Source organism: Candidatus Krumholzibacteriia bacterium, from assembly GCA_030748535.1.
Taxonomy (GTDB): domain Bacteria; phylum Krumholzibacteriota; class Krumholzibacteriia; order JACNKJ01; family JACNKJ01; genus JASMLU01.
Genome location: JASMLU010000001.1, coordinates 292,665 through 305,317, shown reverse-complemented (window position 1 = coordinate 305,317; position 12,653 = coordinate 292,665). Strand labels below are relative to the sequence as shown.

At 57.2% G+C, this 12,653-nt stretch carries 9 protein-coding genes; all 9 read left to right on the top strand.

Annotation, left to right across the window (positions count from 1 at the left end; translation table 11 throughout):
- Positions 1–43: 43 nt before the first annotated feature.
- The 9 genes from QGH30_01475 to QGH30_01435 all read left to right on the top strand — a co-directional run bounded on the left by QGH30_01475 (position 44) and on the right by QGH30_01435 (position 12,622).
- Positions 44–1,723 carry a hypothetical protein gene (locus tag QGH30_01475; GenBank protein ID MDP7021009.1) on the top strand — a complete coding sequence of 560 codons (1,680 nt, stop codon included), beginning with the start codon at positions 44–46 and terminating at the stop codon, positions 1,721–1,723.
- On the top strand, positions 1,713–2,648 hold the full coding sequence (locus QGH30_01470; GenBank protein MDP7021008.1) for a hypothetical protein: 936 nt from the start codon (positions 1,713–1,715) through the stop codon (positions 2,646–2,648). Before QGH30_01475 ends, QGH30_01470 begins: the two co-directional genes overlap by 11 nt.
- A gap of 6 nt (positions 2,649–2,654) precedes the next feature.
- Positions 2,655–3,431: a rhomboid family intramembrane serine protease gene (locus QGH30_01465; protein MDP7021007.1), complete on the top strand. Its 777-nt coding sequence runs from the start codon at positions 2,655–2,657 to the stop codon at positions 3,429–3,431.
- 103 nt (positions 3,432–3,534) lie between these two features.
- Entirely contained in the window at positions 3,535–8,217 is a 4,683-nt protein-coding gene (locus QGH30_01460) for a C25 family cysteine peptidase (GenBank protein MDP7021006.1), read from the top strand.
- A gap of 42 nt (positions 8,218–8,259) precedes the next feature.
- Positions 8,260–9,087: a diaminopimelate epimerase gene (dapF, locus tag QGH30_01455; protein ID MDP7021005.1), complete on the top strand. Its 828-nt coding sequence runs from the start codon at positions 8,260–8,262 to the stop codon at positions 9,085–9,087.
- A complete protein-coding gene (locus QGH30_01450) occupies positions 9,074–9,994 on the top strand; it encodes an ATP-binding cassette domain-containing protein (protein MDP7021004.1) in 921 nt (306 codons plus the stop codon). The genes dapF and QGH30_01450 overlap by 14 nt, the downstream gene beginning before the upstream one ends.
- Positions 9,991–11,244 (top strand): ABC transporter permease, encoded by a 1,254-nt coding sequence (locus QGH30_01445; protein MDP7021003.1) that lies wholly within the window; start codon positions 9,991–9,993, stop codon positions 11,242–11,244. Before QGH30_01450 ends, QGH30_01445 begins: the two co-directional genes overlap by 4 nt.
- On the top strand, positions 11,244–12,035 hold the full coding sequence (locus tag QGH30_01440) for a nitrilase-related carbon-nitrogen hydrolase (GenBank protein ID MDP7021002.1): 792 nt from the start codon (positions 11,244–11,246) through the stop codon (positions 12,033–12,035). The genes QGH30_01445 and QGH30_01440 overlap by 1 nt, the downstream gene beginning before the upstream one ends.
- Positions 12,032–12,622 (top strand): CoA pyrophosphatase, encoded by a 591-nt coding sequence (locus QGH30_01435; protein ID MDP7021001.1) that lies wholly within the window; start codon positions 12,032–12,034, stop codon positions 12,620–12,622. Before QGH30_01440 ends, QGH30_01435 begins: the two co-directional genes overlap by 4 nt.
- Positions 12,623–12,653: the final 31 nt, after the last annotated feature.

Here is a 12,653-nt window from a genome sequence, read left to right as displayed (position 1 = left end):
TACAAGGCTTTGAGGTCTATTCTGCATCGGAAAGGTGCATGATATGTTCTACAGAGGGACAGGGATCCTGCTTCTCCTGGCTGTGGCTGCTGCCTCCGCCCTTGAGATTGATCAGGTCTACTATGACCGTGCCTTCTCGCCCAATGCTGACGGCGTGCAGGACAGTTGCGCCCTGTCCTTTCATGTAGACGGGGGAGAAGAGGATCTTGCACTGGTTCGGGCAGAAATTCACACGGATCCCACTCAGCCCCCGGATTCAGGCACTCTGGCCCGCCTTCTTCTGGAGGAGTCCGCGCTGGGGACAAACGATTCCCGCTACAGCCTGAAGTGGGGAGGTGAGGGGGAGGATGGCGAGACTCTCCCCGATGGTTTCTACTATCTTCACCTCTATGCCCTGACCGGCACCGAAGAACTCTGGATGGACACTCCCGTGGAACTGGAAATCAACACGATCGCCCCCGATCTCGTTTCCACGGCCCTGGAGCCTTCTCCCTTCTTTACTCCCCTGCTTGAGGGCGCGGACTCCCTGCAACAGGTCTTCTTCACCTCGTCGAGCTTTGACACTCTGACGGACACCGCCCTTCTGAGGATCTATCAACTGGAGGAAGGCAGTGTTTCTCAGGAGCTGAGGTTGCTTGAAAGAGACTCCGGGTATCGAGTGGAGTCGGAGTTCGGATGGAAGTACCGCTTTCTCTGGAACGGCATGGACGAGTTCGAGAGTCGTGCGGACGGGCTGTATCTGGGCTGGATCGTTCTGGAGGATGATGCTGGCAATTCGGATTCCACCTCCGTCAATCTGGACATGGACATTCTCGCGCCCAGTGTTTCTGTTTTCGGCTACGAGTCAGCGAGCAGTTTCCACTGGAATCCGGCGGATGTCCCCGACACGCTTTTCCTTCGGGTCTCCGATCGGCACGATGTAGACAGTTGCCGCGTGGCCTGGGGTCTGGATGCAGAGTTTGATACGGAAGCCATCAGCCTGGGAACAGGAAGTGGGGACAGCGAGGACTTCTCTCTTCTTCTCCCTGAGGCCTGGACAGCCGACAGCACTTATGTCGACAGTACCTACCGCATCCAGGTCGACGCACGGGATCTGGCCGGCCATTGGATGACGGAGATTTCCTCCTCCCAGGCCCTGAGCTTTACGCTGGACTCTCTGGATCCCGAGGCACCGGAGTGGACCACTCCGGGGGGACGGAGAATTCAGTCCTCTCTGTCCCTGGACGGTACGGTGTCGGAAGCGGATCTGACGGTTCTCCTCTTTCAGGGTGCTTCGGAAACCGCCCGCGATACTCTGGAGCTCAGTTCTTCCTATGACTTCTCCTTCTTTGTGCAACTGGAAGATGGCCCCCAGACTTTCCAGGTGCAGGCTTTCGATCCGGCGGGAAACCTCTCTGCTCTCTCCGGGGAACTGGAACTGGTCTATGAGCCCGGGGCAGAGGTTCTGATGCCGGGGCGCTTCCGGGGTGGAAGTGATGAAACGATCCGGATCAATACTCCCGGCGATGCGCTTTCTGTGGAACTGCGCTTCTTTAGCCTGGAGGGAAAACTGGTCCGCAGCCTGGAGGCCTCCGGAGGGCCACAGGAGTGGCTGGCGAACTGGGACCTTCTCGGTGACGGTGGGCGACCTCTCATGGGAGGCCTCTACCTCGTCAATGTTCTCAGTACGATGAATGACGGAAGCCTGAGAAGTGAGAGGAAGGTGGTGGCTCTTGTTCCCTAGACGCTCCCTGATCCTTGCTCTTTTGATTCCTCTCGCTCTTTCTGCCAGCGAGGGAGGGAGTTTCCGACTGAGTGGCGGGGGAGCGAAGGGGCTTGCCCTTTCCTCCTGTGCAGGGCTTCACGATACCGGGCTGGAGGCTCTCTTCCTGCAACCGGCTTCCCTGCTGAGCCTGGATGAAACAGCCCGGATGGCTCTGGTCTATGAACACCTGTCCGGGGGGATTCCCCTTCAGCAGGCGACGCTTCTTATTGGAAGGGGATCCGGGCATCAGGATTCCCGTTCCGGAAGCCCCCAGAGCAGTGCCGCTCTTGCTGCGGCCTTCCAGTATCGAGGTGCAGACCTGGCCGATGCTTCCCGCTGGCAGGAGTGGACCCTGAGTGTCGCAGGAGCCTGGAGCCCCTTCCGCTGGCTTGCTACCGGCTTTCGTGCCGATCATTCACGCGGGGGAAGCGAGGATGACCTGGATCGCGGCCGGGCTTTCTCCCTGTCACTGGGCCTGAAGGCTCGCCTGCTGAGTCCCTCACTGGAGGCGGGATTCTTTCTGGAAGACCTGGTTCATGAATTTCTCTGGGACGGGGGATCGGTAAAGAAGCGGGAGGCTTCTCCGGTTCTGTCTCTTGGCATGAACGACCTGCACCTGCCCTACCTGCGCGGTGATTTCCGGCTGGAGACAGCGGCCCGCTACCGTTTCAATGATCTGGAAAGTCTGGGCCTGGGTCTGGAGTGGAATTTTATCGAGGATCTTGCCGTATTTCGTTGTGGCCTGCGCCACTGGTCTGATGAGCGGCTTCCTGTGGAGTTCTCCTTCGGCTTCGGTCTTTCACTCAGTTCCCTGTATCTTGATTATGCTCATGCGACTTCTGCAGTCGAGGCGGCAGGCGCTCGCCACCGGATTACCCTGACCCGCCCTTTATCGGCAAATTGAGGCTGAATGCACGGACAAGGAAACAGAAAGTCTTCATCCCTTCCCTTTGCCGACTCTCCCTATCCCTGGGTGATGCGCCTGGTAACGCTGAATGTGCTGGCCTTCCTGCTGCAGCTGGTCTTCCAGAACAGCCCTCTCGGGAACATGGTCACCCAGCTTCTCATTCTGCACCCGCCTCTGGTCGCCAAGGGCATGATCTGGCAGTTGCTCTCCTACATGTTCATTCATGGGGGGCTCATGCACATTCTCTTCAACATGTTCCTGCTCTGGATGATGGGGCGGGAAGTGGAAGTTGTGCTTGGAAGCCGCGCCTTTCTTCGTCTGTACTTCTTCTCCGGACTGGTGGCCGGTCTCTTCAGCATGACGATGTGGAATGCGAGCATCCTCGGTGCCAGTGGTGCCGTTCTTGGCATTCTGGCTGCCTATGGCCGTCTCTTCCCCGACAGGATAATTCTCGCCTTTATGGTGATCCCGATGCGAGTGAAATACTTCATCTGGTTCATTGCTGTGCTGGATCTCTACGGTGCGATTCAGGGAACCGGGAACATTGCCCATCTTGCCCATATCGGAGGACTGCTCACCGGGCTTGTGATGATGAAAATGGGTTGGCATCGAAAAAGCATCCTGGGAATTGAGGAGCGGAGGAGGCAGAGGGAAATCTCGAAACAGAAAACGGATCGAAATCGGGTCAATGCCATCCTCGACAAGGTAAATCGGGAAGGGATTCATTCCCTGACTCGCAACGAGAAGGCTTTTCTGGAAAGCATGCGAAAGCGCCACTGAAATCTGTCTCCCAGTCTCCTTGATCTATCTTCTGTAAAGCGGTAAAATTAGACAAGATCGCTCCTCACGACCTTGTCATGTTTCCCTTTTCGGAAGGCTGCGGATGCTTCGCTACTCACTTGCCCTGCTTCTCTGTTTCGCCGCATTTCCCGCTTTGGTTCTCGCCTCGGACCTCATCGTGGACCTTCCCCTTTCAGAAAGCTGGAACCCGGGAACTCCTGAAGGGCAGGAACTTCATCGCTTTTTGTCCCGGCCCGGGACGGACCGCCCTCATCGCCCCCTGATTCGCTGGTGGTGGGCTCTTGAAGAAGGGCAGGTCATCGAGTCTCTGGAACTGCTCCCCCGTCAGGAAGAGGTGGAGGCGGGCCTGGAGCAGAGTCCCATGATTCTTCCCCTTCTGGGGGAGGCCGCATCGGAGCAGCTCTACGCAGAGGACTACCTCCTTCAGGTGGAGAGCCCCCAGTTTCTTCACGGTCGCAGCTTCCAGTCCATTTCTCTTCTTCCTATCCTTGTAAGTGACGGGAAACTCCATTCCCTTCGTGAAGCGGGCCTGAGGATCCGTTTTGCTTCCGGTGAAGATTCGAAGAAGCCGATCCGCCCCCTGCGCCCGGACTTTCCTCTCCGGGAGAGAGTCCTTCGTAGCCTTGGTCGCCATCTCCTGAATCCCGAAAGTCTGCCCCTTGCTTCCGATCGCGCTGTCGGCGGGAGCGGTTTCCCCACGGAGGCTCCTTCTCTTGAAGGCAGCACGGTGGAAATGGTCATCGTGACCGTGGATTCTCTGGCGGATCTTTGCCAGGTCTATGCAAACAGTCGCAGTGGATGGGGTGTCCCCACGGTGGTTCGCACGGTGGAGTGGATGGAGGGTCGCTACCCCATGGGAAGTGACCGGGCCGAGATGATCCGGAACTTCGTGAAGGATGCTTACGAGAAGTGGTCCATTCGATTTTTGCTGATTGTGGGAGATGTGGAAGTCATGCCGGTGCGCCATGCCTTCAGCACCTTCTTTGCCGATGATCGACTCGTCCCAACAGACCTCTATTTCTCCTGCCTCGACGGTTCCTGGAACGGGGACCAGGATTCCCACTGGTGCGAACCGGGGGGGGGGAGTGTCGTGGGTGATGAGGCAGACCTTCTGCCCGAAATTGCCACAGGACGGATTCCTTCCGGGAATCGGGAGGAGTGCGAGCTCCATCTTCAGAAGGCCATGGATTCCCAAAATTGCGTCGTTCCCGATTACCAGAACTCCCTTCTTTTTCTGGGAGAGGTACTCTTCCCCAAGGACTGGAATCTCGGAGACACGATCTACTCTGATGGCGCGGCCTACTGCGAGTCGGTGACCGTCAATGCGACGGATGCCAGCCATGACCTGACCCGGCTCTATGAAAACTACTACGAGTTCCCTGGCTCTTCGGAACTGTCCCGTTCCGCCTCGATTGCCGCATTGAATGCCGGCCCTTCCGTGGTCCTGCACAATGGCCACGGAGGGCGTCAGGCGATGAGCGTGGGAGATGCGAGCATCAATTCCAATGATGTCGATCACCTGACAAATGGCCAGGAGACGTTCCTGCTCTACATGGTCAACTGTAACGCTGCTGCCTTCGAGTACAACAGCCTGGCCGAGAACTTCCTGCAGAACCCGCAGGGCGGAGCCCATGCCGTGATCGGGTCCACCAACGAAACCTACTCAAACATCTGCATGAAGTATCAGAACGAGTTCTTCTACACTCTTTACGATGATCCCTCTCTCAGTCTTGGTGAACTCTATGTGGGAAGTCTGAATGCCTTCCACTTTGGAACCTCCTCCAACTCGGTCTACCGCTGGACTCACCAGACACTGACCCTTCTCGGCGATCCCAGTTCCTGGGTTTTCTACGACCTTCCCGATCCTATCTCTGTAAGCCACCCGAGCAGCTATGAGGCGGGGAGCGGCCCCCTCACGGTTTCAGTCTCCAGTGTTTCCGGAGACCCCTGGCCGGGTGCAAGGGTCTGTCTTCAGAAGGGGACGGAGGATTATCAGGTAGTCTACAGCGACGGAAACGGGGATGCCTCCTTTGATCCTGCGATGGAAACTTCCGGGGTCTACCAGATTCATGTAGATGCGCGGAAGGCGAATTCATGGGCGGGGATGCTCTTTGCCACGCTTCCCTCTTCCGCTTCCTGGCTTAGCATTGGCAGCGTTCAGGTGGATGACACCGATGATGGAGTGGTCGATGGAAACGGAAACGGCATTGCCGAGCGAGGGGAGACCTTCCGGATCCTGATGGATCTGCAGAACCAGGGTGACACTCTGGCGGGTAATGTTACGGCGACCCTGAGCAGCGTACACCCGGAGCTGACCGTGCTCGCTGGGTCCGATGTTTTCCAGGACATTCCAGCTTCCTCTTCTGCGAGCGGGCAGATGGGTTATCTTGTGCAGGTCGGGGAGATTCCCGACGATGAGATTTTGCCCTTTGATCTCACGATCAGCCATGATGCCGGCATTCTGGAGGATGACTTCTTTCTGGAAGCCGCTTCCCCTCTTCTGGGCCTCTTCCGAAGCGAGATCGACGATACGGCCAGCGGCAATGGAAACGGTGAGATTGAGGTGGGGGAAAGTGTTTCCCTGCTGATCCATCTTGAAAACCGGGGGCGGGGCATTGCGCCTTCCGTGCAGGCCAGCATCGAGGCACCGGACACCAGCAGTCTGCAGATTCTCCAGCCGATTTCATCTCTCGGAGACCTGCCGGCACTTTCCACCGATCTTGGCCCTGCCGGTTTTGAGATTCTGCGACTCAATGCGAATGAACCGACTTTGCGTCTCCTCTTGCAGGACCAGCGGGGGCGCACAGACACCCTGTCTCTGGACTTGCAGCGTCCTCTGCCCCTTGCCTCTTCGCCGGAGTTTGATTACCGGCAAAATGCTTCGGAAATCCTGGTGAACTGGGAGATGCCCGAGGGGGAGGAACTGCTGGGATTCCGTCTTGAGAGAGCCGACGAGGAGGCGGGCCCTTATGCGGAAGTGACCCCGGACTGGGCGCCCTCAGCCAGCTATCTGGATCAGGGACTCAGTCCCTTTACGGGGTACTGGTATCGGGTTCTTCCGATCTCCTCATCCTGCCTCTCTGCTTCGCCATCTCCGGCCGGGAAGGTGACGACAAATCCCGCCATGAAGTCCGGCTGGCCGAGAGAGATGGCCAGCGAAACAGCCGGAACCCCCGCGCTTGTGGACATCGATGGTGATGGCAGCCTGGAGATCTTCGCTGGTGCGGATGATGTCTATGGCTTCTACGCCAATGCCGAGGAAATCTTCGATGGAGATGCAGATCCCTATACCACAGGGCCGATCAGTTCTGCGGGAGACAAGTACTTCTGCGCCATGAGCGCGGGCGACCTGATCACCGGCGGGGCAGAGGAACTTGTGGGAGGAAGCTGGAACAGTCAGGAAGTCTATGTCTGGGAGTTTGTCACGGAGGGTGACAGTGTTGTCGCAGAAGTTGCTCCCGGCTGGCCTCAGTCAGTACCCAGCGTCACGGGAATCTGGGCCAGTCCCTCCATGGGGGATGTAGACGGGGACGGGGATCTGGAAATCTTTACGGTGGACATTTCCGGTACCCTGATGGCCTGGCATCATGACGGCACGGAGGTTCTGGACGGCGATGAGAATCCCTCAACGCAGGGGATCTTCGACTCCGGTCTTGGGCCCTGGTCCCGTTCTACTCCCAACTTTGCAGATATCGATGGTAACGGGGACATGGAGATCATCGTCGCCGGTGGGCTGGGTGTCATCTATGCCTACGATTCCGATGGAAGCCAGATGCCCGGTTTCCCCGTGAACCTCGGCGCGTCCATCTATTCGAGTACGAGCATTGCCGACATCGATGGCGATGGGAGTTTGGAGATTGCGATTGCCGCCAAGAACGACTCGCTCTATGTACTTGAACACGATGGAACGCACTACGCCGGTTGGCCGATCTACATGAAGAACCACCAGTATTCCTACTGGATGGCCCCGAGCATTGCCTTTGGAGATATCACCGGAGATCATCGCCCGGAGATGTTTATCACCAGCTTCGGCCATGATCTCATTACCCGGGCTGGCTGGATGGATCGTTTAGGAAACTGGATGCCCGGCTGGCCCGTGGAGACCGTCAATCCCGGCCAGTCCTCTCCCGTCATTGGTGATCTGGACGGGGACGGGGATCTGGAAGCCATCCTCGCTAATGAGTCGGGTGTGATCGAAGCCTGGCACCACGATGCCAGCGCCGCCGAGGGTTTCCCCATCCATCTGGGAGATGCTGTTATCGGGACTCCCACGCTCGCCGATGTGGACGGTGACGGATACCTGGACATGGTTCTCGCAGGCTGGGACAAGTTCCTCTATGTTTGGGAATTTCCCACGGAGTACAATTCCACGAACAATCCCTGGTACACCTTCCTCCACGATCAGATGAGAAGCGGGAATGAGGAAACTCTCGACTGGGTCATCGGGGTGGATGTGGGTGTGGAGGACATTGCCCCTGCGAATCTGGTTCGCCTCGATGCCAACTGGCCCAATCCCTTCAACCCGGAAACCCGCATTCGTTTCACTCTTCATGGGGAGCAGGACAGCAATGTGCGTCTTTCCATTCATGATGTGCAGGGAAGACGGATTGCGCTCCTGGTAGACGGCAAACTTCCGCCGGGTGTCTATGAAAGGAACTGGCAGGGGCGAGATGATCTCGGCCATTCCCTGTCCAGCGGAGTGTATTTCGCGCGTCTGAGGGTGGGAGATCGAGTGGAAACGAGAAAGATGACGCTACTTAAATAACGCCGCGTTGACCCCTTATCGCACCTGGGCTATTCTCCCCGCATGTCTGCTCATCTTGAAAAAATGAGTGCTGCGGGGAATGCCTTTTGGGTACTCCTCGATGCAGAACTCGGGGAAGAAGCCTCTTCTGCCCTGGCGAGGCAACTCTGCGCCGCAGGTTCTGCAGACGGACTGATTCTGGCAGACGCTCCCGACTATTCCATGCGTATGCACAACCCCGACGGAAGTTCTGCCATGTGCGGCAATGGCCTTCGCTGCCTTTCTCTTTTATTGCACGAAGAACGAAACTGGCCCTCTAAATTCGAACTGGACACGCCTTCGGGCCGGCGTTCTCTGCTCATTGCGGGCAAGAGAGTTACTGCGGAGATGGGCAAGGCCGCCGACCTTCCGGGGCGACCCTCTTCCATGAAGTCCGGGATCCCGGTTTCTCTGGAGGAGGAAGTGATCGAGGGCTGGGCAGTCTGGACCGGCAATCCCCATCTGGTGATTTCCTGCGACCGGGATCTTCAATCCCGGGTCTGCGAACTGGGTCCGCTTCTTGAGCGGCACCAGGATTTCCCGGAGGGGATCAACAGTGAGTTTGTGCGGAAGGGGGAAGACACCCTCAATGTACGGGTCTGGGAAAGGGGTGCCGGAGAAACCCTCTCCTGTGGAACCGGGGCCGTTGCGGTTGCTGCCTCGGGATTGGTCTCTCTTTCGAAGGGGGAGTCCTGTCAGGTGGACTATCCGGGAGGTGTTCTGGAAGTCCGGCGTGACCGTTCCGGGTACTTTCACCTTGCAGGCGAAGTAGTACGGCAGGGACAATTCGATTATCCTCTGGAGAGCATCCCGGTTTCCGGCATCAGTGGAGGTACTCTTGATTCAGATTGAATCGATCAGCAAGCACTTCGGCAGCAATATTGCGGTGGACTCCCTTTCCTATGAGTTTAGCCCGGGCAAGCTGACCGGATTTCTCGGGCCGAATGGTGCGGGGAAGACGACCACGATCCGGATGATCATGAATATCCTTGTCCCCGATTCCGGGCGCGTCCTGCTGGAGGGGCGTGTCATGAACGAGGCGGCTCGCAACCGGACTGCCTACCTGCCGGAGGAGAGGGGGCTTTACCGGGACATGAAGGTTATGGAACACTTGCAGTTCTTTGCCTCTCTCAAGGGGGTTCCGCGCCGCGAGTCTGCCGCTCGTGCAGAGCACTGGCTGGAACGCCTGGGTCTTTCGGACCGTTCCGGAAGCAGGATCAAGGAACTCTCCAAGGGGATGCAACAGAAGATCCAGTTTGCCGGCACCCTTCTTCATGAACCGGAACTGATCCTGCTGGATGAACCTTTCAGCGGCCTGGATCCGGTGAATACCGAGTCCCTGAGAGAGATCATCCTGGAACTCAAGGATGAAGGACGGACCGTCATCTTCTCCACACACATGATGGAACAGGCAGAGCAGCTCTGTGACGAGATCGTCCTGATTGATGAGGGGAAGATCGTCCTTTCTGGAAATCTCTCCTCGATTCGGGAGAGCTTCGGATCGGTGAGGCTTCGGATCCGCTATCAGGGTTCTTCGGATGTTCTCATGAATGATGCACGCGTTCAATCCTGCGAGAAGACCGGTGAAGGCAGCGTGGAGATTCTTCTCAATTCGGAGGCAGAGATTCCCGCAGCCCTGAGGGACTGGAGCCAGAAACTGGATCTCCTGAGTGTGGAGCCGGTTCAGCCCAGCCTTCATAACATCTTCCTTCAGTCTGTGGGACGAGGGGTTTCTGAAACTGCGGGAGGTGCTTTATGATCAAGTTCCGGGCAGTGTTTCTCCGGGAGTACATGGAGCGGGTTCGCAGGAAGTCTTTCGTCATAGGTCTGGTTCTTGTGCCCCTTTTCATGGCGGCAGTGACCATTCTCCCGGCCTGGTTTGCCAGTCGGGAATCGACGACTCAGGAAACGGTACTGATTCTCGATGAGACCGGTTCTCTGAAGCAGGGCTTGGAGGAGTCGCTTCAAAGAGAGTTGCCCAATGGAGAAGCTCGTTTTCTCTTTCTTGACCAGACAGGGGACTTTCAGGGAAGCACCGCTGATCTGGATGCGAAAATCCTGTCCAAGGAACTGGACTGGTATCTGGAGATCCCCGGTAATGTCCTGGAAGAGGGCCGGGTTGCCTTTCACGGCAGGATCGTGAGCAATTTCTCCCTGCTGGAGACTCTGGAAGGACGACTTTCCTCGGAAATCCGCAAGCAAAAACTCGCAGAGCTGAATCTGGATCCCGGTCTCTATGACAAGCTGAAGACCCGGATTCATCTGGAGACTTTTCAGCATTCCGGGAAGGACAGACCTTCCTCCGGTTTCGAAAGCGTCTTTCTGGGGACCGTTCTATTCGTGATGATTCTCTACATGACCATTCTCAGCTTCGGGACCATGATCATGCGCAGTGTTCTCGAAGACAAGAACCAGAGAATCACCGAAGTTATCCTGTCCTGCATTTCCCCGACGACATTCTTCACGGGGAAGATTCTCGGTATTGGAGCGGTGGGGATGACCCAGTACCTTGCCTGGGCACTCATTGCTCTTCTCGCCACCCTGTCCGGCGGACTGGCCGCCATGGACCTCGCCGGGATTTCCCTGATCCAGCCCCTGACTCTCTTTTTCTTTGTCCTTTTCTATGTTCTCGGCTTCCTTTTCTTCTCGGGTCTTTTTGCTGCGGTAGGGGCCATCGCAACGACGGACCAGGAAGCCCAGCAGTTGATGCAGCCTCTGATCATCATCGTGATTGTTCCGATCGTGGCCATGATGTACATCCTGCAGAATCCGGATTCTCCGGTTGCCGTGGTCATGAGCATGATTCCCCTGACATCCCCTCTGGTGATGTTCATGAGGGTCAGCCTTTCTGTTCCTCCGGTTTGGCAACTTTTGCTTTCGATCGGCATTCTTCTCGCATCCACCGCTCTGGTCTTTGTTGCTTCGGCCAGAATCTTCCGCGTCGGAATCCTGATCACAGGCAAGCGGGCCTCTCTGGCGGAGGCTTGGCGATGGGTGAGGGAAGCCTGATGAAACTAGCCTTGCACCAGATGGACATTCTCCCGGGAAGGGGAGAGGCGAATCGAAGGAAGATCCTCCAGGCGATTTCCTCTCTGGATGCGGACCTTCACATTCTGCCGGAACTGGCCGAGTCCGGCTATGCGCGAAGCCGTCTGCAGTTTGAAGAGCATTGTGAAGAGTTTTCCAGCCTGGAGATCTATCAGGAATTTGTCGAGCACCGGAATACTGCGCTGATTATGGGCCTTCCCCTCAAGGAGGGGTATGCCCTCTACAATGCCGCCGTGCTTCTGAGACCGAAGGAGGAAGCAGTCTTCTATCGGAAAATCCATCTCTTCGATCGAGAGAAGAATTGTTTCGACCCCGGTCACCTGCCCCCCGAGGTTCATGAGCACCGCGGGATGAAGCTGGGCATGATGATCTGCTTCGACTGGGTGTTCCCCGAAATGGCTCGAAGCCTTGCACTGCAAGGGGCGGATCTGATCGCCCATCCTGCAAACCTCGTCATGCCGGGACTCTGTCAGACATCGATGAAGACCCGGGCTCTTGAGAATGCGGTCTTTGTGGCCACGGCCAACCGCATCGGGCGCGAAGAGTTCCCGGATGGGAGCAAGCTTTGCTTCACGGGGGAATCTCAGGTTCTATCTCCTCGCGGGGAGAGACTGCTCAGACTGAGTGCTGGGGATGAGGGCTCGGAGCTTGTCAATATCGATCCGAGGGAAGCAAGGGACAAGATGATTACCGCAGGCAATCACTTGATGGAGGATCGCAGGCCGGAACTTTACCGTCTGGAGGGGCAGTGATCGAAAGGCTTGCGGAGGCTCTGTCCCGGACTCCTGATGCAGAAAGTCCGGAAGACCAGAGCGAACTTCGCCCCTCGGCAGTGCTGCTTCCTCTTCTTTCAGTCCAGGGGCGGCCCAGTCTGCTTTACACGCGTCGTTCCTCGGCACTTCCCCACCATCGTGGACAGGTCTCCTTTCCTGGAGGGATCCGGGAAGAAGGGGACCAGAGCCTCTATGAAACCGCCTTGCGAGAGTCCGTGGAAGAGGTGGGCGTGGACCCGTCGAGAGTCCGGTGTCTTGCCCGGCTTCCTGTCACGGACACCCTGGGACGCTTCCGCATCCATCCCTTCCTGAGCCTCTGGCCGGAGGACGACTACAGGGTTCAAAGCCCGGAGGAGGTCGAGAGAATCTTCACGGTTCCCCTCGCCCATCTTCTCGACCCCGAGTCACGAAAAAGGGTAAGCGTGGAGGAAGAAGGACTTGTCTTTGAGGTCTCGGCTTTTCCTCTGGAAGGGGAGCTGATCTGGGGAGCCACCTATCGGATTACGCTTCATTTTCTGGAGATTTTGCGAAAGCTCCCCAGGCTCAGTGAATACTTGCCCAAGTAGGAGCCTTGACCTACTATGGCTGGAAGGCAGG

What these genes read in the sequence shown, in the direction of transcription:
- QGH30_01475 (MDP7021009.1), top strand. Translation starts at nt 44, where the DNA reads ATGTTCTACAGAGGGACAGGGATCCTGCTTCTCCTGGCTGTGGCTGCT.
- QGH30_01465 (MDP7021007.1), top strand. Translation starts at nt 2,655, where the DNA reads ATGCACGGACAAGGAAACAGAAAGTCTTCATCCCTTCCCTTTGCCGAC.
- QGH30_01460 (MDP7021006.1), top strand. Translation starts at nt 3,535, where the DNA reads ATGCTTCGCTACTCACTTGCCCTGCTTCTCTGTTTCGCCGCATTTCCC.
- dapF (MDP7021005.1), top strand. Translation starts at nt 8,260, where the DNA reads ATGTCTGCTCATCTTGAAAAAATGAGTGCTGCGGGGAATGCCTTTTGG.
- QGH30_01445 (MDP7021003.1), top strand. Translation starts at nt 9,991, where the DNA reads ATGATCAAGTTCCGGGCAGTGTTTCTCCGGGAGTACATGGAGCGGGTT.
- QGH30_01440 (MDP7021002.1), top strand. Translation starts at nt 11,244, where the DNA reads ATGAAACTAGCCTTGCACCAGATGGACATTCTCCCGGGAAGGGGAGAG.